Below are 20,686 nucleotides of genomic sequence, written 5' to 3'. Positions count from 1 at the left end.
GATATAGAAGAAGTAATCGTAGCAAAGCAATTGGTAGCATAGGAGGAATATATGAGTAAATTGACCATAGTATTTGCAATCTCACTCGCACTACTTATATATGGCGGTGCCAATTTATATGTTGGTCATCGTCTCTATAGAGGGCTTGTACTTATTTTTTCGAGGATCAATAAATGGGTATTTGCGTGTGTGTATGGTGTTATTGCATTTTCCTATTTACTAGAATTTTTACCTTTACCAGGAGCTATCAATGAGTTGGTGACAACGTTTTCTTCTTACTGGTTGGGGATATTCGTTTATTTATTGTTATGGTTTGCAGTGATTGATGTTGTAGTATTTATAGGGAAGTTATGTAAGCTGATTCCATCGCCTGTTCCTAAAGTTGTCCGCTTGTGTTCTTGGGGACTCGCGATTTTTTGTACGATTGCTTTTGTTGGATATGGCATCTATAATGCGACGCAGATTAAAGAAGTGCAGTATAAAATTTCGACAAAGGATTCGGTTGATTCACCGAAGATGAAAATTGTTGTAATCAGTGATTTACATTTAGGGGCGATACAATCAGAAAATCGTCTAGAGGAAATAGTTGAGAAAATAAATGCGATGAAACCAGATTTAATTGCAATACCAGGGGATATTTTTAATGATGATTTTGATGCTGTAAAAAATCCTAAACGTGTTAGTGAATTATTCAAACAACTAGAAGCGCCTTATGGTGTATACGCAACGCTTGGTAACCATGATGGTGGTAAAACATTTCATCAAATGGTGAAGTTGCTTAAAGATAGTAACATCATGTTACTAAAAGATGAGTATGTCATAATTGATGATCGCTTTGCATTAGCTGGCCGTTTAGATTCGTCACCTATCCGTGGGTATGGTGGCTTAAAGAGAAAAGATATGCAAGATTCATTAGAGAAAATTGATCCGAAACTTCCACTGATTGTCTTAGACCATAACCCAATTCATTTAGAGGAATATAGTAGCAATGTGGATTTAATCTTATCTGGGCATACGCATAAAGGTCAAATTTTCCCCGGTAGCTTAATAACAAACCAAATATATGTAGTCGATTATGGACATTATCAAAAGAATGCGAATAGTCCACATGTCATTGTGACATCAGGTGTCGGCACATGGGGAATGCCAATGCGAGTCGGTACGAATAATGAAATTGTAGAGATTATTTTGGATTAAAATTGAATATCGTAGTTGAATTGGGCCGTAATGATACGGTCCTTTTTTTATACTGATTCTTATTCAACTAACGAGGCAGGATAGTTCAATAAGGAAATTGAATATAACAAGGATGAAAAATGGAGGGGAGAGAATCTAATGAGGTTTCCTGAATTAGAAACAAATCGACTGGAATTAGTTCAAATAAATGAGGAGCATACTAAAAGTTATTTTGAAATTATGTCAAAGGACGAAGTAACTAAATATTATGGGATGGATAGTTTAAAAAGTATTGATGATGCCTCAAAAATAGTAAAGTCCCTTCAGAATACATATGAAAGCAAAAGAGGTATAAGATGGGGCATTGTTTTAAAAGAGACAGGTGATTTTGTCGGCACATTGGGATTAAACAACCTTAGCACTTGGAGTAAAAAGGCTGAGATTGGTTATGAAATACATCCTTCACATTGGAGAAAAGGAATTACGACTGAAGCCGTAAAAGAAGTATTACGTTATTCATTTGAAGATTTAGATTTGTTTAGAATAGGGGCTGTAACATATCCTCAAAATGAACCATCCATACAACTTTTAAGACGATTAGGTTTTGCTAAAGAGGGACTATTAAGAGGGTATCTATATCAAAATAAGCAGTCTCATGATGCTTTAATCTTTTCACTTTTAAAGAGAGAATGGGAAAAAATGTAGTTCAACTTAATGATGAGGGGATTATTCGATGAAAATAGATCAACAAGAATTTATTGTTAATGGGACGACCTATATTATTAGGTCTGCAGTCAATAAAGATGCGAAGGATTTGTCGGAAGTTAGATTGCAAATTGATGGAGAAACTGAAAACCTTGACCGAGAAAAGGGCGAGGCATTCATAGATGTACAAGGATTTGAACAATTGATCCAAATAGATACAGAGAGTAAGAAAAACCTATTCTTAGTGGCTGTGGTTGATGACAAGATTGTCGGATTTTCAAGGTGTGAAGGAAATCTATTAAAGCGATTTGCTCATAAAGTAGAGTTTGGGGTCTGTGTCTTGAAGGATTATTGGGGCTACGGCATCGGCAAAAATCTATTAAAAGAGTCCATTACATGGGCTGATGCGAACGAAGTGAAAAAAATTACCTTAAATGTTCTGGAAAACAAATGAAAAAGCGATACAACTATACGAAAAAGTTGGCTTTAAAAAAGAAGGACTTTTAGAAAATGACAAAGTTCTTTCTGATGGAAAATACTATAATACCGTTGTTATGGGGAGATTCATAGAATAGTAAGTACTTGGGTAAAAAAATGACTTTGTAAAATATCGAGAATTTGTTTACAAAGAGCTTTAAATGACAAGAGTTGCGATTTGCTGCTGCCTCTCTTTTTTTCATTTTTTGTTGCAAATGTAGTAAGACTAGGATAAATTGGATGCATATGTTGAAGTATTGCATTTGTGATAGAAAGAAAAGGGTGAAAATGATGAGTTGGAAATTAAAAAAATTTGATGAGTTAACAAATAGTGAACTATACAATATTTTAAAAGAAAGAACCGTAATTTTTGTAGTGGAACAAAATTGTCCGTATCTCGAAGTGGATGGTAAGGATCCATTATCTTATCATCTTTTTAAAGAAGTGGACGGAGAAATCGTTGCATATTTAAGAATCTTACCTCCAGGTGTTTCCTATCCAGAAAGTTCTATTGGTAGAGTCATAGTAAAGAAAGAATTTCGTGGACAAGGAATTGCAAAGGAACTTTTAAAAAGAGGGCTAGATTTTATCCAAAACGAATTAAAAGAAACAACGGTTAAAATCCAAGCGCAAGAATATTTAAGAAAATTCTACGGTTCCTTTGGCTTTCAAGCAATATCAGAAACCTATTTAGAAGATAATATCCCGCATATTGATATGGTTTTACAATTTAAATAGAATTAATTTAAGAGACAGAATTTCTGTCTCTTTTTTAACTAACGCCACCTTTTGTTGACAGCACATCGCTTGTATGAACAACAGAAACTCCTGCTTCTATGTAACTTCTAATTAATTTCCAATCATTTTTGTTATATCTTTTAAATGTTTGAAAGAATAAATTTGCTGTATCTAAATTCTCACCTTGAATAACCAAAGTAGCCGATATAACAGCCATTGTTTCATTTGGTCGTAAAGTGAAAATTGAAACTACTTTTATATTCCATTGAGCATTATTATCTTTAGTAAAATTAAAACCCTGTTCCCATCCATTTATGGCTTCTTTATAATCAAAGTCAATGATATCTCCGTTTCTTATTTCTCTTGCTTCATAATCTATGGATATTAATTTTTTCAATTCTACTAAAGATGAAGTCCTCCAAGCACCTAAAAAAGTATCTAAAAACATGAGAAATGAGTTTTTCATAAAATCCTCCTAAAATATGATATGTAAAAAATCCTTCTTTATCCAAAAAACTCTCCTTTATTTTTGTTCAACATAATAGGCGGTAATTCCTCTTAGATCCATGCCACGTTGGATGAAGTAGTTTTAAAATTACAATAGAAGTTCAGGACTCTCTTCTATTATATGAAAACATAAATGTTAGAAAGATATTTACTGTTCAATTCAACTAAAATTTTAAAATATACTTACAAATTTAGTTATAAATTCACTAATTTGGTATAATGTATTTAAAAAAGAGGATAGTTCTTGTGTAAAATTTAGAATTGATTTATCAGGTCTTCCAAAAAATTATTCAAAGAATAGAGGCTATAAGTATATGTTCAAAAAATTTGTTGTGTTACTAGTGGTATATTTTATTATTCTTTACTTATTTAATATTGTATTGGGTGATTTAGATGTGTGGATAAATATACCTTTGGTTTCTGTTATTTTGGTGATTTCTACACTTACTATTAACAAGCTATTTAATTGGGAGCAGTAAAATATATATTAATTTCCTTCTATAAGTAATGAAAAAAGCGGATTCCAAATAAGTGGAATTCGCTCTTTTTCTAAAATGAATGAAGGATTTCTTTTTTAAAGTTATGGAACTAACGATACAATATAGTTAAAACGTGGTGCCTTTGTGCATATATCCATCTATAATTTCTACGGGTAGCACTACTAAAAATATGTGAAGATATAAATTTAGGAGGACAAAATAATGTTTGAGAAATTTAGAAAGAATAACCTCAGTAATGAAAAGATAGAGGAATTAGTAAATGAAGCAGAAAAAGTCGATGAAGAAGCATTTCAACAACACGGAAAGCATTATTCAGAGGAAGGTCTTTGGAATAAGATAAAGAAATACTCTAAAAAGGCTGGTTCTTCTGTGATCTATGCCGTGTTACTTCTTTATTATGTGATGAAAAAAGCGGAAGTCCCTAAGAAAGAAAAGACATTAATCCTTGGTGCTTTAGGCTACTTCATCTTACCACTCGACTTGATTCCAGATATTGCTCCGGGAGTAGGGTATGTTGATGATCTGGGTGCTCTTATTGCAGCTCTAGTTCGAGTATCTATGTATATTGATGCAGATATTAAAAAGCAAGCAAAAGATAAGATCCAAGATTGGTTTGGTGATGTAGATACATCAGATATAGATGATCGATTAATTTAATGCCAGTTTCGTCATGCAATTGTGATATTGAATGAAGGAGTGATGTTTTGAAAATTTTTCTTAAAATCATGCTTAGCATTTTAGGTGTCATATTAATAGGAATTGGAATACTTGTAGTTCTCTTTCTTTTAGAAATGAAACCAGATAAGGATAAAGAAGAGAAAGTCAGAATTCAAGCTGAACAATATTTAAAAGAGCATTTTAATGATAACTTCGAGATATATGACACTTTGTATGATAATATGGGGAACTTTTCATTTGAATATGCTGCTAAGGTCAGGGATAAGAAGTCGAATATAGAGTTTTTTGTTTATTATGATGATGAAACAAAACAAATGGTGGATACTTATATTGCGGATAAATGGGAAAAAGACTTAAAAAGTGAAATACGTCCTTTTGTTGAAGAAAGTTTTGGCGAAACAACGGATTTAATCGTTTACTTTAGCAATGATAATATCGGTCGAGAATTAGCTATCGATCCTCTTAAACCTAAAAGTTATAAAGAGTTTGATGTTGCACCATCCATCTATATTACTGTCCCTCGTAAAAAGAGCGATAATGACGAAAAAATCTTAAATGAATTAATTGCTTCTTTAAAAAGCGAAGGTAAATTAAAACACGGTTCGTTTGCTATGAGTTATATCGATGAAAAAGGTGCCATTTTAGATGATGAATGGCATAAAGATTTCTAATTAACTAAGTTTAGTTTAATTGAGATAGCATAAAAAAAGGATTAGCAAATAAAATCATCTGCTAATCCTTTTTTAGTTACTTTAAAACATATTTTTAATTGTATAGTCTTTCAATATTTTGATTTTAAGACAGCATAGGATACCCAGTATATAATTAATTGACCACAGAGAACCATTGAGATTACTTGGGCAACATCAGAATTTTTCAATATATAAAAGATAACAATAGCGAGTCCTTCTAGTAGAATTGAATAATAAAAAGTGGTAGATCGAGCTTTGGTAGCAAGGAATTGATTACGCTCATCATTGTTTTCGACTGTTATTTTTTTGGCGTACGCATCATTGTTTTTATAACGTGCAATTTGGACTAAACGAAGGCCAGAAACAACTACAAACCCTAACCCCATTCCGCTCCAAAAATTATCCAATACCTCCATGAATTCGGCTAATATAAATAGCGCAGCTCCTATAAATAAAAGTGCTGAATACCATACCATTCTGCTTTCTATGTTTTTCATAGTTTTCACTCCTCTACTCTTCTTCAAAGATAAATACGTCTTCAATTGTTTTCCCAAATAGCTTGGCAATTTGATAAGCCAACATTATTGATGGATTATACTTTTCGTTTTCAAGAGAAATAATAGTTTGACGTGAGACGCTTAACTTTTCAGCCATTGTTTGCTGAGTATACCCCAATTGTTTTCGTAACTCTGGGATTCTATTTTTCATAGTTGACTCCTTTCTAAAATGTAAAGCTAGCTTTACTTTCATGTTACAATAAACGAAATGGAAAGTAAAGCATACTTTACTTTTTGTTGAACAGAGGATTTAATGGAATTTAGGTGTCTGAAATTTTTGAGAGATGCTGTCTTTGTGCTTATTCGAGAATTAGTGAAACAATTTAGAGAAAAAAGCGTTGTATTTGAAAAATCTAAATAAATGGATATCAATAAACTGGGAGGACTTCATATATGGATATCATAAGCATTATCAATAAATTATTGCCAATTTTACCGGTTGCTCTTATTACGGCATTCTTTATAATTGGAATTTCTTTCGTATCTTACGTCTTTTATAAAAAAAGAGGTGGAAAACTAAAAGTAACTATTACTCAGTTTGTCTCGATATTCCTACTGCTAGGATGGTTTGTTGTAGTTATGGTGTTAACAACCTTTAGCAGGGGAGAAATGTTTGAAGGTTTGGTCAATTTCCGACTTTTCAGTGACTATGTTAATACATGGCATCAATGGTCGTTGAGTGAATTGCAACTGATCATTTTTAATATGTTAATGTTTGCACCGTTAGGATTCCTACTACCACTTCTCAGCAAAAAATTACGCCACTTTGGTATTGTGTTGGGTGTGTCTTTTTTTGTTACATTAGGAATTGAATTCATACAAATGGTTACCCATAGAGGGATATTTGAATTGAATGATATTTTACATAACGTACTTGGAAGTGTTGCGGGATATCTCTTAATGAGTGCAATCCTTGATTGTGTTACACGTCGAAAAATCATTGTTAAATCTGTATTGAAGGCACTTTACATTCCAATGTTCTTTGTACTACTTTTTTCTTGTGCACTAATTGTTTATCATACGAAAGAGCTTGGCAACCTTTCGATTCGTCCGGCAGTTCCTCAAAATATGAAGCAAGTGGACGTCAAGCTTAAAATAGATTTGCCAACAGATACCGAGTCGGTTTCTCTTTATCGCAACAAGCAAATTCATAATCTGAAATATGGGAAAGAAATAGCTGCACGGATGGAAAAATCTTTTAATTTGCAGCAGAAGGGTAGAATGCGAATTGAAGGTTTTAATCGCATTTGGACGTATATTGACAAGGACGGAAAGGAATTTACATTTACCTACTCGTTGCAGAGAGGCGGATGGGGGTTATACCATGAAGGGGATAATAATGACCCTATGAAACCAGATAGGCTAGAAAAGTACGGACAATATTATGGAAAAAAGTTGGTTTCAACAGATGTATTGCCTCCAGATGCCGTTTTTAGTACACAAGATGAGAATACGCTTCGGTGGGATATTGAACAAAACATGACAGATATTATTCATGGAGATTCTGATTTTACAGAGGGCTTTATCATGCTTATACCATCTCAGAAACACCAAATCCCTCTAGATTTAGATTACGATATGAATGAAAATAAATATGTACGCAAGGTTGATATTATCAGTCCGGCTCAAGCCTATAAAGATATTCTTAAAGGAAACTTTGCTATTTATAATGACCTAGTGGATGGAGATCAACTAGATATAAACGAATATGAACTAGATTATATTTACGATTCAAAAGGATATTATCAGCCCGTTTACCGCTTCAAGGGATTACTGAATGGAGAGGCTTGGGAAGTACTTATTCCAGCAATTCAATGATATTGGGTACTATTGTTGTAGATTCTTCTTCGATAGTACCAAATAAATCGTTTGATCAATAAAAGTAGAAAAAAGACTACCAAATCGGTAGCCTTTTCACTTTATTGATTATTTAATCTTATTTATCAAAACTTTTTCACAGAGTTTGTGCTTCTCTGACCCCTAGGGATTTATAAATTGTGAAGTGAAAAATAGCTATAAAAAACGGGGTTAATTTTTATAATAAGTGGATTTAGTGGATATTTATGTTATTATCGAAGGGGCGTTTTTATAAAAATTATAATAGGGGATAAATGACATGAATCGTACTGTTAAACACCAAATTACTGGTGAACAAATTACATTTTTAGAAACAACAGAGGAAACGCAAGGAAAGTATCTCTATATTGAAGTTGTTTTGCCACCACAAGGAGATGGACCACCATTACATAGTCATGATGAATTTGAAGAGGAATTTGAAGTTATTTCAGGTCAGCTAACAGTTACTCTGGGGAAAGAACAACATGTATTACAGCCGGGGGATAAACGACTCGTTACATTAAAGACGATACATACATTTACAAATAATCATGATGAGATAGTTGTTTTTCGAGTGCGTTTAACACCCCCAAGCCAATTTGAGCAATCCGTGCGCATTCACTATGGCTTAATTGATGATGGACTTGTAGATGAAAAAGGGAATCCAAAAAATATGGCCCATACGGCGTTAATTTTATCCATGCAAAATACATTAGTTGCGGGTATTCCATTTTGGTTGCAGCGCAAGGTATTTGCATGGCTTGTGAAGCGTGGTCACAAAAAGAATGCGTATGAAGGTTTTGAAAAATATATTGGCAAGCCTATTCTAAAAAAGTCCAGTTGAATTAGTAGACAACTATTTGGTAGTTAGGACTCTTTTAACAGATTGGAGATATCACTTGGGGACGATTGTTAATTTTAGATAGAAAACTTTTGGAACGTTCCCCAATTTTCCTGCTTTGTATACTCTGGATAAGCGGATATAAAGTTAACCATGACGGGCGCATTTTTTAAAGGGGGATGTGCATTGAAAAACGCTCGATCGCCATATCTCATAGCGGTTAACGCTAATGGTAACTCACGTCTAAAGATTTCATCGCGTTTTGATGGAACAAAATTATTAGATGGCCCCAGGTCTATGTATACATAAACGAAATAGTAAAAGAGATTTTCATGCGTTATCCATTCTCCTAAAACTTCGTCTCGCATAGCAGGATTTGTCTTTTCCCAGGCGTAACGAATGCCGATATTTAAAAAGAGATTGCCAGTTTCATCAGAGTGAGTTAGTGTGTACCGCCTTGGAATAACTGGTTCTGTAGAGGTGACACCATGCATATATTCCACAGAAAGTTTCTCTGGTTTAAAAGTAGTCAAGTCATCTACTCCTTTTTCTTCTTTATGTGATGGCTATTCGAAAAATATGCATTTAGCTTCTAAGTTAGACATATTTAGAGAGATAAGGTGTGTAAAGAATCTATTTTTAAATTAAGTAAACAGACTGCCATAATGAGAGGTTAAAGATTCATGCATATTTATCAAATACAACTTGTTCAGTATGCTCACGTAAATCATTAACAAAAATGCATACATAGAATATAATGTAGTACCTTGCAATAAATAATAGTGTATGGTAAATTATTGAATAAGGTGTATTGATTGATGTTCGGTACTGTACAATATACAGTACCTGATGAATATCAGAAAGGAGTGATGGTGCATTGAATGTACAATTTAAAAAAGGCGTCTTGGAGCTATGTGTGCTTGTGTTACTTGATAAACAAGATCGATATGGCTACGAGCTTGTTCAGAAAATTTCAGACCAAATCGAAATATCGGAAGGTTCTGTTTATCCACTATTACGAAGATTGACGAAGGAAGAGTACTTTACGACTTATTTACAAGAATCAACAGAAGGTCCACCACGTAAGTATTATAAGTTGACGGATAAAGGACGGGAATACCTTCACGAATTGCTGACAGAGTGGACGGAATTTTCTAGTGGAGTCAATCAATTAATCAAGGAAGGTGTACGCCAATGAATAAAGAGCAATTTTTGAAGCAGCTGGAAGGTTCTCTAAAAAGACTTTCTACAGAGGAAAGAAAAGATATTCTGCAAGATTACGAAGAGTACTTCGCAGTGGGGATGGAAAATGAAAAGTCTGAGCAAGAAATCGCAGCATCTCTTGGAAACCCAAAACAAATTGCCAAGGAGCTGCTGGCTTCTTACCATCTTGATATGGTCGAACAAACGGCTTCTGCCAGTAACATTTTACGTGCAGTTTGGGCTGTGATTGGGTTGGGGTTCTTCAATGTCCTTATTGTACTTGCACCTTTTTGTGCATTGGTCGGCTTTGTATTTTCCGGATGGTTAGCATCATTGGCGTTCATTTTATCACCAGTCGGTATTCTTTTTAATCTATTTATAGGTCAGTTTATAATAGCTGATTTGTTCTTGTCATTTGTTCTTTGTGGGATTGGCATATTCGTAGCCATGGGGATGTTTTACGTAACGAAATATCTAACTAAAGGATTTGTTCGCTATTTGAAATTTAACATTACGTTTGTAAAGGGTGGGTTGAAGCATGGTTAAAAAATTATCAATTGTTGCGTTGCTTCTAGTACTAATTGGTGGTATAGGCAGTTTCTTTACATTTTCCCAAACGAAACAGAAAGAAATCACGACAGAGAAAACGGTAAGTTCTGATAAGGTGACGGAGGTCCAGATTTTAACGGACAATGCAGTAGTAGATGTTCTTCCGACTTCGGATACAGAGACTAAAGTAGAGCTTGTCACAAAAGGTGTAGATGTTTCTAAGTTGGATTTTACTACCGAAGTGGAAGGAAAGAAACTTACCATTAGATTAAAAGAAGGGAATACCTTCTTCATTGGTTTTGACTTTCGATCATCTCATTTACACGTATATATCCCGCAAAAGCAGTATGATTCCTTTGTGGTCGATAATGATAATGGGAAAGTAAAAGTGTCAGAGCTGAATATAAAGAATCTAAAAGTGCAAACGGATAATGGTCGTATTGCATTAGATAAGATTGTAGCAGAAAACGTAAACGTAAAAAGTGCAAATGGCAAGTTAGAATTTAATGATGTGGAAGGAAATCTTAAGGGCTCCTCAAATAATGGTAAAATATTGCTTGCTACAAAGGACTTAGATCGGAACATTCAACTAGAGAGCAACAATGGAAAAATATTCATTAAAACGGATAAGGAACCAACTAATACCACCTTTAAAGTATCTACCCACAATGGGAAGATTAATATCCTCGATAAATATGAGGGGAATACAGTTATTGGAAAGGGAGAAAACGTAGTTAATCTAGAATCGAATAACGGTAAAATCGAAGTGACAAAATAAAAGATAATTGTGGAGAGAATGTTTTCACATGACAGTTTTTGAGACTGTTTGTAATTGGACGATCTCGCTGCTTCTCATATTTTAAGACATTAGCGGATGTTGCATGGCTTCTTTGTTCTTTACACTCTTGAACCGTGGGAGTGAAGGATATGCATGGAATTCAGGATACCTTTTGCAAATATAGATTTCTATATTAAAAACCTTAGTAGAACTTTACCTAGCTACTAGGTTTTTTTGCATGTTTAAGATCAACATAGAAATCATTATTATCACAAACAAATCGGAACAATTTCATATAAGAAGGGAAATAGAAAAATATGTCGAAGTTTGTTAGTTAGAGAGTTAAATAAGTCTGAGCTAATGAAGGAGTGATTTACATGAGTACACCTAAGCATATTATTTCTGCAGCAACAATTGTATTGAACGATCAAGGTGAAATGTTATTGATAAAAGGCCCACGTAGAGGATGGGAAATGCCTGGTGGACAAGTGGAAGAAGGGGAGTCGCTAAAAGATGCGGCAATCCGAGAAACAAAAGAAGAATCAGGAATTGATATCGAGATTACAAAATTTTGCGGTGTCTTTCAGAATGTAGATCGCTCTATCTGTAATACATTATTTAGAGGGAAAGCAATAGGCGGTACGCCAACTACCAGCTCGGAAAGTCTAGAAGTCGGTTTCTTCCCAATCCCAAAAGCATTAGAAATGGTCACCTGGAAAAATTTCAGAAAGAGGATTGAGTATTGTCTAGATGAAAGAAAACATCCTTTTTATGTGGAATTTCGTGGTACGGATCGTGAGGATATTGAGTTTGAGATTTGAAAGTATTTAAAGTGTTGGTGGCTTGGAAGTTATTTTATTAAAAGAATAGTTTGTGGAATGAAATATTGAAATTTTTGAAGAAGTATGCTAACTTGAAGTAGTTTAATTTATTAGGTAAATATACCAATTTTAAAATTAATTGGTGCAAATATTTTATATGCTAATAAAATCTTAATAAGCTATGAAAGGAGGAGGCAGCTTATATTGTTTAAAAATAAAACGTTCTTATATTTGTTTATCATATTTTTCTTTGCATCTATTGCACTAAATATCCCCTTTCCAAATAAAACTCTTTATCGTGAAACGGTTATTTTGTTGAACATACCTATTAAAACATTAAATGGATTAAATTATGTGGGGATTACTTCGTTCCTTTTACTAATTGCTAGTCTATATTTTTTAGTAAAATCACTGAATAAATATTATGTTCGATTTGTAGTAATTACTATTATCGTTGCAAGTTTTCTCCCTTCAATCGTTATAAATTTGTATCAAAAAACATTTGCAACAGGAATCTATTCGATTTCTTATAAGGATAGTGAAAGTCGTTGCAATTTTGACATGATAAATGAAGAGACCTTACATGGAGAGTGTGATCTTCCGCTTAAAAATTACAGTAAAAATGATGTCCAATTTTCTATTGAATTTTATGAATCATCCCCGTCTAAGTATGGTCCAAAGGTTTCGCTAATGAATAAAAAAGGTCCATATAAAGTAAGACTCAAAGGAAAAGAGAGTAAAGTAGTACAAATTGAGGCGGATATTGATGTATCAAAGATTAAAAAACACAGCGATGGTGGAGCAATGACAGGCAGCGTACCGATTATCATTAGGTCGGGGGAGAAAAGTAGAAAGTTGTGAGTTGGTAGATAGTTTCTAGGAATGATTTGCTTAACTCAGAACGTAACGTAAGTGAATCATTAATCACAAAAAATAACCCATCCTTGAGTTAGGACCTCGGATGGGTTATTTTACCATTTCAGAGCCAATCCCCTTAAAGGAATCAACTATCGATTTGACCGTTCGATGCGACAACATTGGCGGTATTTTTTATAATTCTAGTATACGTAGGGATTGACATGTTTACAAGTTATATTCATGTGAAGCATTCATGATTGCAAATCATTGCAATTGTTCTGTTTTATCACTAGCATTTCTCATAACAATTTTACTAAATAGCGATGCTAACACTTGTTGGAACAGCATTCCGAATACGACGGGCATGGCTACTTTACTTGGAAAATATGTTGTTGCTACAATAACTCCAATAGCAATGTTACGCATTCCACCTGTAAATACCAAAGCTGTGGTTTGTTGATGGTTTTTTATAATAAAACGACCAATGAGTAAAGCGAAGCTATATCCTGATACAGAGATGGCGAATACTAAGAGAATAACGCCTACTAAGTGAAGATTCAAATCTTTTATAAAAGGCGCAATGGTACTGCTGTTAATCATGATAATGCTCAACAATGCAATTTTTGAAAACGGCGCTAATTTTTTGCCAATCTTTTTAGGGATTTCACCTTTTGATAATTCATTGACGAGTATACCTAAAATGGTTGGTAACACAATCATGACGATCAAATCTAATATAAGTTCAGATACATCTAATTGAATCTTTTCACCTGAAACCACATACAACAATAAAGGCATGATGAATGGTGAAAGTAGCGTATCGATTAAAATGACCGATAACCCTAGAGGTAAATTTCCTTTACATATACTTATCCAAATGACACTCGTGATACCTGTTGGCACAGCAACGGATATAACAAATCCAACTGTTAACAAATGGTCATCGAATATGACAGTAGATAAGAAAAACGCCCATAAAGGCATTAAAATATGTAAAAATACGATCGTAAATATAATAAATAAAGGATGCTTACGAAAGACATTTACATCTTTAAATTTCATTTTTAAACTACTTGTAAACGTCATAAACGCAAATAACCAAGCAACAAGAAATACGAAATGATGCCCCACATTTTCTAACAAAACACCTACAACTAAACTAAGTGGTGTCAAGATCGCTATGTATTTTTGCAGAAAACGATTTACTTTTTCTAACATATTTAGACCTTCTTTTATGTTTTTTTCAGCATACCATATTTTAAAGAGAAAATGGATTGTTCCATCTAACTTATCAGTAGTGTTTGCAAGGGACCAGAAATGTATCCGTTGTTAATTTATAAATGAAATAGGAGAATAGATATGTCTATAACTAAAATCATAGATTTAATAGGATTAGTATTTTTTGGTTTGTATGGATTTTATATAGCAGATATCTTTACTAACTTATTTTTTAAGTACTCAATCTTTATTGGCGTGTTGTTTTTTACGATTAGTTTTATTTTAGATGTTAGTTTTTATATAAAAACTAAAAAAGAGTAATCTTTTTATGATTACTCCCAACTTAGAAGAAGCTAAATAGTGCCATGACAATAATAAGTACTGAAACGAGTAAATAAAATAGGCCCCAACCATTTTTACCTTTCGTTTTATATTCTTCAAAAGCTAATACGGCAAAATAAATCCCTAGTAATAAGGATGAAATTGGCGTATAGGTATAGTCTTTTGTTATTAAACTGTATGTTGCAGCAATCAATATCAATGCTGAAAACAGTATTTTTATAATTAGCAGCTAAATCACCTCTATTCTTTAGGAAGACTGTTGTTTTATTAATAGTAATAACTATAGGTATTTATGAATATTGTAATGTATATTGGTTAATTTTACATTTATTACAAACGTAGTGCTAGGAGAATATGTATGTTATAAGGGATGTGCTGCATATGATAACAAACAAAAAAATGTTCTATACAGCAATTATTCTTTTTGTTACATTGCTTATATTGAGTTTGCCTTTTCCAAACGATGGCTATTTAGGTGAGACAATTGCAACAGATTTGAATATTCCAGTGCGTTCTGAGAGTGGATTCTCATACATAGGGCTTTGCTTCTTTTTTATATTGTTTGCAAGCTTATTTCTCTTGAACAATTCGATTGATAAATATAATATTCGAGCGATCTTAATAGCTGTTTTGATTGCTATTTTTGGACCTTCAAGTTTTGTTAGTTTATATCAAAAAACGTTTGCAACTGATATTTATGCAGTTTCCTATGATAGAGATATGAGTAGTTGCAATTTTGATATGATTGATAAGAAAACGTTACACGGGGAGTGTATGCTTCCGTTTAAAAACTATAGTAGTAATGATGTGAAGTTCAGTATTGAATTTTATGAAGAATATGATGATGATTTTCAATTTGTAACGATTATGAATAACAATGATCCGTATGAAGTGAAGTTAAAAGGAAATCAAAGAAAGGCAGAAAAAATTGAGTCGAATATAGATGTTTCAAAGTTAAAGGAACACATATCTGGTGGCAGTGCTATGGGTGTGAAGATTATCATGAAATCAGGTAAGAAAATGAGGGAATTATAGATAGATTCGAGTTTATTAGGCTTAGAGTAGAGAACCTTCACTCTAAGCCTTTTCACGTTACTATCTTAAGGGGTGTCTACATAAAAGGATAAAATGTACCCGCAGTCTTTACAATATTCAGCTGAAATAGAAGATGGTTTCTTCCTTAAATTGTTTTCAGGATATAGATAAACTTGTCCAACAGTAGCTCCCATCAATCCTTTTTTAATGTCTGCGCTATTACATTTTGGGCAGATATGATTTTCCATAGTATTCATCCTTTTTTTGTCATTTTTAACTAAATATTATATACTATATTACAGCATATGAATCTTACTTGTCTATTTGTGTTAGGGGAGTGGAAAATTTTTAAAATATGCTCATTGGAATATAGAAATAAATTCTACTACAAAGGAGAGGGACATCATGCAATTTACAATTCGTCCTATAGCAGTTGTTCATAATTCTAGAATCGCTATAGAAGATGATGATTGGGGATCTGTTATTTCAACGATCAGACTTGATTCAAGTATAAGTCCAGCAGCTCTTAAAGGATTAGATGATTTTTCTCATCTCGAGATTATATTTTATTTCGATAAAGTTTCTGATGATCAAATCCAATTTGAAGCAAGGCACCCACGAAACAATAAGGCATTCCCTGAAGTAGGCATCTTTGCGCAAAGAGGAAAGAATAGACCAAATCGATTAGGTGTTACAATTGTTGAGCTTTTACAAGTTAAGGAAGATAAAATAATTGTAAAAGGTCTGGATGCGATTGATGGAACTCCGATTATTGATATAAAACCAGTGATGAAAGAATTTTTGCCAAAGGGAGAAGTTAGACAACCTGACTGGTCTATTTCATTGATGGAGGAATATTGGGATAAGGCGGTAGATTGAATGTATACACTAAAGCATGAATTAGAACCTAGTGATTATCCTATATTAAAAAATATTTATCAATCAGTCGGTTGGAAGAAACATGATGAAGCCATCATTCAAAAAGTGTTTGAAGCAAGTACTCACAAGGTGTTTGTGATGGAAGGCGATAAAGTGATAGGTTTTGCGCGAGCTTTATCAGATGGAGTATTTAACGCGACGATTTATGATGTGGTTGTACATAAGGAGTATCAAAATAAAGGTGTTGCAAGAATGGCACTAAAAGATTTACTTCGACAATTAGAGCATATTTCATGTGTGCAATTAATTGCAACAACCGGAAACGATACGTTTTACAAAAAATTTGGGTTTAAAAAGCTGAAAACGGGAATGGCAATCTATCAAAGTGAGAAGTTGTCAAAGGAATATTTAGAATAATAAGAATTTTGATTTTGTCCGGTACTAACTGAATGGACGTCCACTTTTATACGAGGGGAATGTAAATGATGAAAATAAATAAAATCACCATTTTTGGCCTTCTAGTATCTATCTTTCTAATTGTTGCAGGTATCTTTTTATTCAGCCGTGAAAACAAGCAGCAAACGACTGTGCATATCTCTCATGCACCAACAGCTGAAGAAGTACTAAAAGAAAATGCAAATACGGATCTTTTCATGTTAGAAGATTCCGTTTACGAAACAAATATTGAATGGGTAGATCAATTATCCTTAACAAAAAAAGATATAGTCGGTGAAATTGAAAGCAATTATTCAAATGAAGCGGCATTTAAAAATAAAATGGCCACCAAACTCCCTATTGGCACGAAGATATATTCAACGAATGAAAGAGAAGACGTGTTGATTGTTCAATATAAGGGAGAGGAAAGGAAATATTATAGGTTATCGGAAGGATGATATTTGAAATACGGTAACAAAACGTAATAATTAGAACGAAAGATTATAGTTATACAAACAATGACAACATTTTAGGCTTTTTTCATACTATACTATTGGGGTGAAAAAATGCCGAGAGCTAATTACCGAGATGCAGATGTTGATTTAATGGCAAGGATGATGAGGGCAGAAGCTGAAGGTGAAGGAAACTTAGGTATGCTATTTGTCGGAAATGTTATTGTGAATCGTCTTGTATCAAATTGTTTAGACTTTCAAGATTTAAGAACAATTGAAGATGTTATTTTTCAAGTACAAGGCGGAAATTACTCTTTTGAAGCCGTTCAAAAGGGGAATACATTTTATCAAAGAGCGAGACCAAACGAGCAAAATTTAGCACGACAAACGCTAAATTATTGGAGACAACACCCAGCAAAGTATGCCCTGTGGTATTTTAATCCATATGCGCCATGCCCAGATACATGGTACGGCCAACCATTTACGGGGCAATTTAAAAACCATTGTTTCTATGAGCCAGCACCTGACACATGTGAAGGGGTTTATACGTAATAGGGGATTTGATTTCTCACGTATGTTTAGTAAAAGCTGAGGGAGATTTATTTCTAAAATCAGGGTGTTTATTACCAAATTAGGACAGTTTATTTCCGAAAAAGGTATGTTTATTTCTAAAACGAAGGGATTTATTTCCTGAATAGGGGAGATTGTTTCTCACGGAAGATTAAAACATCAGTAGCTCAAATGCTACTGATGTTTTTGTATACATAAATTATTTTCTAAGTAGTTGCTAGTAAGAATTCTTCGCCGCTTGGCAATGAAAGGCTATCTGTTCGTCCTGCGAAGTAGCGTTCGTTCAGGTCAGCAGACGATACGTGTTTTGCTTCTCGGAAACCGGCTTTGAGAGCAAGATCAATCATTTCTTGTGGTGTGAAAAAGCTAATGAAAGGTGTGCCACTCGATTTGGCTCCTTTTTTTGCTTCTTCAGCATCTTTTTTAATGTCGGGTTCAGTTTGATCAAATGGTAATAAGAATGTCATCGCTAACGTAGTGCCAGGAGCAAGTGTTGCAACTTGGCGGAGTGTAGCAAAAATCGCTTCTTTTGTAAGGTATTGAGTGACACCGGTTGATGCCACTACCGCAGGACGACTTGCATCGAATCCAGTATTTTTCAGTTGATGCCACCAAGATGAACCTGCTTCAAAATCAACTGGCACGAGTTTTAACCATTCAGGAATACCAAAGCCGGTCTCAATCAGACGTTTTCTTTTCCAATTCTGTGTTTCGGGCTGATCGACCTCGAAGATATTCATCTGAGATGCGATTTCCGGACTGCGTTCTGCAAAGGTGTCAAGGCCAGCGCCTAGTATAACGTACTGCTTGATACCTTGTTCAAGTTTATCTGTAACTAAATCCTCTATAAACCGAGCCCGCGCAACAATGGATGCTCGGAAGCCACTTGTAAACTTCGGATCCATATCTGGTCGCTTGCGCCAATCATCTTCAGGTGCAATGAGTTTGAGTCCTACCTCGTCTTCAAGCACATGTGGTTGTTCATCTATTTGTAGGTGCAAAGCTCGCCATAAAGCAACTCGCACCGCAGTATGATCAGGTATATTTGTTTGCTTAGTCATTCATTTCTTACTCCTCTCGAACTCAGGAATTCGTTAGTTGTTTGTAAAGATAATTGTAGTTCAATGGTATTTAATTGCAAGGAATAAAGATGGAGTACCTGGATTCAGAACAATTATTTCCCTAGGAAACATAAGAAATGCTGATTATTCGCTCTAAGCCCCCGTTTATTCGCTCCCACGAGAGATTTATTCGCTCCAAAACAAATTGTATTCGCTCTCTCAGCAATTTAAGTCATCTCTCCAGCGTACTCAGGTAGCGAAAAATACTCTTATTTATCGCGGCAAGATTACTAGATTGACCAAGCAACTGGGCCGCGTAAAAGGAGGAGTAATAGGTGAAGCAACAATTTATTCGCTCTTGGCGACTGTTTATTCGCTCTCACGATTGATTTATTCGCTCTCTCCGGCCATTTATTCGCTCCCGCGAGAGATTTATTCGTTCTCTCCGGCCGTTTATTCGCTCCAAAACAAATTGTATTCGCTCTCTCAGCAATTTAAGTCATCTCTCCAGCGTACTCAGGTAGCGAAAAATACTCTTATTTATCCGCGGCAAGATTACTAGATTGACCAAGCAACTGGGCCGCGTAAAAGGAGGAGTAATAGGTGAAGCAACAATGTATTCGCTCTTGGCGACTGTTTATTCGCTCTCACGATTGATTTATTCGCTCTCTCCGGCCATTTATTCGCTCCAGAACAAATTGTATTCGCTCTCTCAGCGATTTAAGTCATCTCTTCAGCGTACTCAGGCAGCGAAAAATACTCCTATTATCCGCGGCAAGATTACTAGATTGACTAAGCAACTAGGCCGCGTAAAAGGAGAAGCAATCAGGTATCTCGACAAAATTATGTGCATTTATAGTCCCTTTGGAGTAAAGAAATTTGGGTTTTATCTACTATTATTCATCAAGATAATTAGGAATAAATAATCTCAATAGTATATTTTTTACATGGTATAATTTCTAAAAGTTAACATATTTGTATGCGTAAAAGTCGCTGTATTTAGGGTGACTTCTGTTTTTTATAAAAGGGGTGATGAACATATGTCTTTAGCGTATTACTATGCACTTTTGCGTGAAAAGCAAGAACAACTTCGAAGGCTTCAGGCTTGTAGTAACCAGCTACACTTACACCAACAAGAATTTATCGAGTATGAAAGTAATATCACACAACCTCCGCTATCTAGTAAGACTTGGCGAGGAGTGTTAGCCACTAAGTTTGATCAAACTCGTCATGAGCAGATGCTTACTAAATACCGTGAATTGGATGGACGACAATTCAATTCTGTTTACACGGTGATAGCAGAAAAAATGAGTAGTCTGCAGAGTGAAATTAGTGCGATAAAAGAGATTATTAGAAGTCTTGAAGCGGCTCGTGCTGCAGAAAGGGCGAAATCTAAATAACAAATTTTACTTAAAAGGAGACGCTATTTGATGAGTACAGAAATTAAAATCAAGCAAAATGTAATTGACCAAGCACTTTCGAAGATGAAATCCTCTACAAATGCGCTTCATACTTCGCTTCCTTCTGCAGTAGGGGAAGATAATGTACTAACTGCTGTACAAAAGTGGAAAGTCCTCCATCAACAATATGAAAAAATGTTAGAGTCCTATAAAACTTTATTAATACAAAATGAGGAAGCTAGTCAACAAGTGGTACAAAGTATGATCGAATTGGATGATCAGCTAGGAGATTATAAATTATTGAAATAAGGATTGAAAAGTCAAACGAAGCTAATCTTTCTGAATGTATAATGAGGTGGTTATTATTACAAAGATATT

27 protein-coding genes and 1 pseudogene are annotated in these 20,686 nt (G+C 34.3%); 21 read left to right on the top strand and 7 right to left on the bottom strand.

All coding sequences use genetic code 11. From position 1 onward, the window contains the following. Window positions 1-51: 51 nt before the first annotated feature. The 4 genes and pseudogenes from D1606_RS06735 to D1606_RS06720 all read left to right on the top strand — a co-directional run bounded on the left by D1606_RS06735 (window position 52) and on the right by D1606_RS06720 (window position 3,096). The gene (locus D1606_RS06735; protein ID WP_119415258.1) at window positions 52-1,197 is read left to right on the top strand and encodes a metallophosphoesterase; all 1,146 of its coding nucleotides are present in this window, start codon (window positions 52-54) and stop codon (window positions 1,195-1,197) included. Between the two features lie 138 nt (window positions 1,198-1,335). Further along, complete coding sequence (locus tag D1606_RS06730) at window positions 1,336-1,881, top strand: GNAT family N-acetyltransferase (protein ID WP_119415257.1); 546 nt, start codon at window positions 1,336-1,338, stop codon at window positions 1,879-1,881. A gap of 28 nt (window positions 1,882-1,909) precedes the next feature. Further along, window positions 1,910-2,456 (top strand): annotated as a pseudogene (locus D1606_RS06725) (GNAT family N-acetyltransferase). Window positions 2,457-2,649: 193 nt separating this feature from the next. After that, window positions 2,650-3,096: a GNAT family N-acetyltransferase gene (locus tag D1606_RS06720; protein WP_119415256.1), complete on the top strand. Its 447-nt coding sequence runs from the start codon at window positions 2,650-2,652 to the stop codon at window positions 3,094-3,096. A 34-nt stretch (window positions 3,097-3,130) separates the two neighbouring features. Here the strand turns inward: D1606_RS06720 and D1606_RS06715 are convergent, their stop codons facing one another. Next, window positions 3,131-3,562 carry a flavoprotein gene (locus tag D1606_RS06715; RefSeq protein ID WP_119415255.1) on the bottom strand — a complete coding sequence of 144 codons (432 nt, stop codon included), beginning with the start codon at window positions 3,560-3,562 and terminating at the stop codon, window positions 3,131-3,133. Window positions 3,563-4,304: 742 nt separating this feature from the next. Here D1606_RS06715 and D1606_RS06710 point away from each other — a divergent pair. Together D1606_RS06710 and D1606_RS06705 are read left to right on the top strand one after the other, a co-directional pair. Next, a complete protein-coding gene (locus tag D1606_RS06710; protein WP_119415254.1) occupies window positions 4,305-4,760 on the top strand; it encodes a YkvA family protein in 456 nt (151 codons plus the stop codon). 47 nt (window positions 4,761-4,807) lie between these two features. Further along, window positions 4,808-5,452: a hypothetical protein gene (locus D1606_RS06705; RefSeq protein ID WP_119415253.1), complete on the top strand. Its 645-nt coding sequence runs from the start codon at window positions 4,808-4,810 to the stop codon at window positions 5,450-5,452. A gap of 110 nt (window positions 5,453-5,562) precedes the next feature. Here D1606_RS06705 and D1606_RS06700 read toward each other — a convergent pair whose 3' ends face one another. Both D1606_RS06700 and D1606_RS06695 read right to left on the bottom strand, forming a co-directional pair. Next, the gene (locus D1606_RS06700) at window positions 5,563-5,970 is read right to left on the bottom strand and encodes a hypothetical protein (protein WP_119415252.1); all 408 of its coding nucleotides are present in this window, start codon (window positions 5,968-5,970) and stop codon (window positions 5,563-5,565) included. Between the two features lie 13 nt (window positions 5,971-5,983). Then, window positions 5,984-6,181, bottom strand: a complete 198-nt coding sequence (locus D1606_RS06695; protein WP_119415251.1) for a helix-turn-helix transcriptional regulator — start codon at window positions 6,179-6,181, stop codon at window positions 5,984-5,986. A 242-nt stretch (window positions 6,182-6,423) separates the two neighbouring features. Here D1606_RS06695 and D1606_RS06690 point away from each other — a divergent pair, with 242 nt between their 5' ends. Next, window positions 6,424-7,848, top strand: coding sequence for a VanZ family protein (locus tag D1606_RS06690; RefSeq protein WP_119415250.1), 1,425 nt, complete (start codon window positions 6,424-6,426; stop codon window positions 7,846-7,848). Between the two features lie 298 nt (window positions 7,849-8,146). After that, window positions 8,147-8,710 carry a cupin domain-containing protein gene (locus tag D1606_RS06685; protein ID WP_119415249.1) on the top strand — a complete coding sequence of 188 codons (564 nt, stop codon included), beginning with the start codon at window positions 8,147-8,149 and terminating at the stop codon, window positions 8,708-8,710. A gap of 74 nt (window positions 8,711-8,784) precedes the next feature. Here the strand turns inward: D1606_RS06685 and D1606_RS06680 are convergent, their stop codons facing one another. Continuing rightward, the gene (locus tag D1606_RS06680; RefSeq protein ID WP_119415248.1) at window positions 8,785-9,240 is read right to left on the bottom strand and encodes a staygreen family protein; all 456 of its coding nucleotides are present in this window, start codon (window positions 9,238-9,240) and stop codon (window positions 8,785-8,787) included. A gap of 344 nt (window positions 9,241-9,584) precedes the next feature. On the opposite strand from D1606_RS06680, the gene D1606_RS06675 reads away from it, so the two are divergent. The 5 genes from D1606_RS06675 (at window position 9,585) to D1606_RS06655 (ending at window position 12,919) form a co-directional block, all read left to right on the top strand. Beyond that, window positions 9,585-9,905: a PadR family transcriptional regulator gene (locus tag D1606_RS06675; protein WP_119415247.1), complete on the top strand. Its 321-nt coding sequence runs from the start codon at window positions 9,585-9,587 to the stop codon at window positions 9,903-9,905. Continuing rightward, window positions 9,902-10,456 (top strand): DUF1700 domain-containing protein, encoded by a 555-nt coding sequence (locus tag D1606_RS06670; RefSeq protein WP_119415246.1) that lies wholly within the window; start codon window positions 9,902-9,904, stop codon window positions 10,454-10,456. Before D1606_RS06675 ends, D1606_RS06670 begins: the two co-directional genes overlap by 4 nt. Next, window positions 10,449-11,237: a DUF4097 family beta strand repeat-containing protein gene (locus D1606_RS06665; RefSeq protein WP_119415245.1), complete on the top strand. Its 789-nt coding sequence runs from the start codon at window positions 10,449-10,451 to the stop codon at window positions 11,235-11,237. The genes D1606_RS06670 and D1606_RS06665 overlap by 8 nt, the downstream gene beginning before the upstream one ends. Window positions 11,238-11,614: 377 nt before the next feature. Then, on the top strand, window positions 11,615-12,058 hold the full coding sequence (locus D1606_RS06660) for an NUDIX hydrolase (RefSeq protein ID WP_119415244.1): 444 nt from the start codon (window positions 11,615-11,617) through the stop codon (window positions 12,056-12,058). 204 nt (window positions 12,059-12,262) lie between these two features. Beyond that, window positions 12,263-12,919, top strand: a complete 657-nt coding sequence (locus D1606_RS06655; RefSeq protein WP_119415243.1) for a hypothetical protein — start codon at window positions 12,263-12,265, stop codon at window positions 12,917-12,919. A gap of 261 nt (window positions 12,920-13,180) precedes the next feature. Here D1606_RS06655 and D1606_RS06650 read toward each other — a convergent pair whose 3' ends face one another. After that, the gene (locus D1606_RS06650; RefSeq protein ID WP_119415242.1) at window positions 13,181-14,134 is read right to left on the bottom strand and encodes a bile acid:sodium symporter family protein; all 954 of its coding nucleotides are present in this window, start codon (window positions 14,132-14,134) and stop codon (window positions 13,181-13,183) included. A 141-nt stretch (window positions 14,135-14,275) separates the two neighbouring features. Here D1606_RS06650 and D1606_RS06645 point away from each other — a divergent pair, with 141 nt between their 5' ends. Together D1606_RS06645 and D1606_RS06635 are read left to right on the top strand one after the other, a co-directional pair. Continuing rightward, on the top strand, window positions 14,276-14,455 hold the full coding sequence (locus D1606_RS06645; protein ID WP_119415241.1) for a hypothetical protein: 180 nt from the start codon (window positions 14,276-14,278) through the stop codon (window positions 14,453-14,455). Window positions 14,456-14,857: 402 nt separating this feature from the next. Next, complete coding sequence (locus D1606_RS06635; protein WP_119415239.1) at window positions 14,858-15,511, top strand: hypothetical protein; 654 nt, start codon at window positions 14,858-14,860, stop codon at window positions 15,509-15,511. Between the two features lie 65 nt (window positions 15,512-15,576). Here the strand turns inward: D1606_RS06635 and D1606_RS06630 are convergent, their stop codons facing one another. Continuing rightward, window positions 15,577-15,759 carry an acetyltransferase gene (locus D1606_RS06630; protein WP_119415238.1) on the bottom strand — a complete coding sequence of 61 codons (183 nt, stop codon included), beginning with the start codon at window positions 15,757-15,759 and terminating at the stop codon, window positions 15,577-15,579. A gap of 157 nt (window positions 15,760-15,916) precedes the next feature. Between D1606_RS06630 and D1606_RS06625 the strand changes: the two genes are divergently transcribed. The 4 genes from D1606_RS06625 (at window position 15,917) to D1606_RS06610 (ending at window position 17,829) form a co-directional block, all read left to right on the top strand. Continuing rightward, window positions 15,917-16,390 carry an SAM-dependent methyltransferase gene (locus D1606_RS06625; RefSeq protein WP_119415237.1) on the top strand — a complete coding sequence of 158 codons (474 nt, stop codon included), beginning with the start codon at window positions 15,917-15,919 and terminating at the stop codon, window positions 16,388-16,390. Then, entirely contained in the window at window positions 16,391-16,807 is a 417-nt protein-coding gene (locus tag D1606_RS06620; RefSeq protein WP_119415236.1) for a GNAT family N-acetyltransferase, read from the top strand. It begins immediately after the preceding gene. A 65-nt stretch (window positions 16,808-16,872) separates the two neighbouring features. Further along, the gene (locus tag D1606_RS06615) at window positions 16,873-17,283 is read left to right on the top strand and encodes a hypothetical protein (protein WP_119415235.1); all 411 of its coding nucleotides are present in this window, start codon (window positions 16,873-16,875) and stop codon (window positions 17,281-17,283) included. A gap of 108 nt (window positions 17,284-17,391) precedes the next feature. Beyond that, a complete protein-coding gene (locus D1606_RS06610; RefSeq protein WP_119415234.1) occupies window positions 17,392-17,829 on the top strand; it encodes a cell wall hydrolase in 438 nt (145 codons plus the stop codon). 224 nt (window positions 17,830-18,053) lie between these two features. Here the strand turns inward: D1606_RS06610 and D1606_RS06605 are convergent, their stop codons facing one another. After that, a complete protein-coding gene (locus tag D1606_RS06605; protein WP_119415233.1) occupies window positions 18,054-18,908 on the bottom strand; it encodes a class I SAM-dependent methyltransferase in 855 nt (284 codons plus the stop codon). A gap of 1,040 nt (window positions 18,909-19,948) precedes the next feature. Between D1606_RS06605 and D1606_RS06600 the strand changes: the two genes are divergently transcribed. Both D1606_RS06600 and D1606_RS06595 read left to right on the top strand, forming a co-directional pair. Next, complete coding sequence (locus D1606_RS06600; RefSeq protein ID WP_119415232.1) at window positions 19,949-20,308, top strand: DUF5082 domain-containing protein; 360 nt, start codon at window positions 19,949-19,951, stop codon at window positions 20,306-20,308. 30 nt (window positions 20,309-20,338) lie between these two features. Next, complete coding sequence (locus D1606_RS06595) at window positions 20,339-20,617, top strand: YwqI/YxiC family protein (protein WP_119415231.1); 279 nt, start codon at window positions 20,339-20,341, stop codon at window positions 20,615-20,617. The last annotated feature ends 69 nt before the right edge of the window (window positions 20,618-20,686 follow it).

Origin of the sequence: Rummeliibacillus sp. POC4, assembly GCF_003576525.1 — a bacterium.
Taxonomy (GTDB): Bacteria; Bacillota; Bacilli; order Bacillales_A; family Planococcaceae; genus Rummeliibacillus.
This window is presented reverse-complemented; position numbering and strand designations above follow the sequence as displayed.

Coding starts and splice junctions, on each gene's coding strand:
- D1606_RS06735 (WP_119415258.1), top strand. CDS start 52: ATGAGTAAATTGACCATAGTATTTGCAATCTCACTCGCACTACTTATA.
- D1606_RS06730 (WP_119415257.1), top strand. CDS start 1,336: ATGAGGTTTCCTGAATTAGAAACAAATCGACTGGAATTAGTTCAAATA.
- D1606_RS06720 (WP_119415256.1), top strand. CDS start 2,650: ATGAGTTGGAAATTAAAAAAATTTGATGAGTTAACAAATAGTGAACTA.
- D1606_RS06715 (WP_119415255.1), bottom strand. CDS start 3,562: ATGAAAAACTCATTTCTCATGTTTTTAGATACTTTTTTAGGTGCTTGG.
- D1606_RS06710 (WP_119415254.1), top strand. CDS start 4,305: ATGTTTGAGAAATTTAGAAAGAATAACCTCAGTAATGAAAAGATAGAG.
- D1606_RS06700 (WP_119415252.1), bottom strand. CDS start 5,970: ATGAAAAACATAGAAAGCAGAATGGTATGGTATTCAGCACTTTTATTT.
- D1606_RS06695 (WP_119415251.1), bottom strand. CDS start 6,181: ATGAAAAATAGAATCCCAGAGTTACGAAAACAATTGGGGTATACTCAG.
- D1606_RS06690 (WP_119415250.1), top strand. CDS start 6,424: ATGGATATCATAAGCATTATCAATAAATTATTGCCAATTTTACCGGTT.
- D1606_RS06685 (WP_119415249.1), top strand. CDS start 8,147: ATGAATCGTACTGTTAAACACCAAATTACTGGTGAACAAATTACATTT.
- D1606_RS06670 (WP_119415246.1), top strand. CDS start 9,902: ATGAATAAAGAGCAATTTTTGAAGCAGCTGGAAGGTTCTCTAAAAAGA.
- D1606_RS06665 (WP_119415245.1), top strand. CDS start 10,449: ATGGTTAAAAAATTATCAATTGTTGCGTTGCTTCTAGTACTAATTGGT.
- D1606_RS06660 (WP_119415244.1), top strand. CDS start 11,615: ATGAGTACACCTAAGCATATTATTTCTGCAGCAACAATTGTATTGAAC.
- D1606_RS06650 (WP_119415242.1), bottom strand. CDS start 14,134: ATGTTAGAAAAAGTAAATCGTTTTCTGCAAAAATACATAGCGATCTTG.
- D1606_RS06645 (WP_119415241.1), top strand. CDS start 14,276: ATGTCTATAACTAAAATCATAGATTTAATAGGATTAGTATTTTTTGGT.
- D1606_RS06635 (WP_119415239.1), top strand. CDS start 14,858: ATGATAACAAACAAAAAAATGTTCTATACAGCAATTATTCTTTTTGTT.
- D1606_RS06630 (WP_119415238.1), bottom strand. CDS start 15,759: ATGGAAAATCATATCTGCCCAAAATGTAATAGCGCAGACATTAAAAAA.
- D1606_RS06625 (WP_119415237.1), top strand. CDS start 15,917: ATGCAATTTACAATTCGTCCTATAGCAGTTGTTCATAATTCTAGAATC.
- D1606_RS06620 (WP_119415236.1), top strand. CDS start 16,391: ATGTATACACTAAAGCATGAATTAGAACCTAGTGATTATCCTATATTA.
- D1606_RS06615 (WP_119415235.1), top strand. CDS start 16,873: ATGATGAAAATAAATAAAATCACCATTTTTGGCCTTCTAGTATCTATC.
- D1606_RS06610 (WP_119415234.1), top strand. CDS start 17,392: ATGCCGAGAGCTAATTACCGAGATGCAGATGTTGATTTAATGGCAAGG.
- D1606_RS06605 (WP_119415233.1), bottom strand. CDS start 18,908: ATGACTAAGCAAACAAATATACCTGATCATACTGCGGTGCGAGTTGCT.
- D1606_RS06600 (WP_119415232.1), top strand. CDS start 19,949: ATGTCTTTAGCGTATTACTATGCACTTTTGCGTGAAAAGCAAGAACAA.
- D1606_RS06595 (WP_119415231.1), top strand. CDS start 20,339: ATGAGTACAGAAATTAAAATCAAGCAAAATGTAATTGACCAAGCACTT.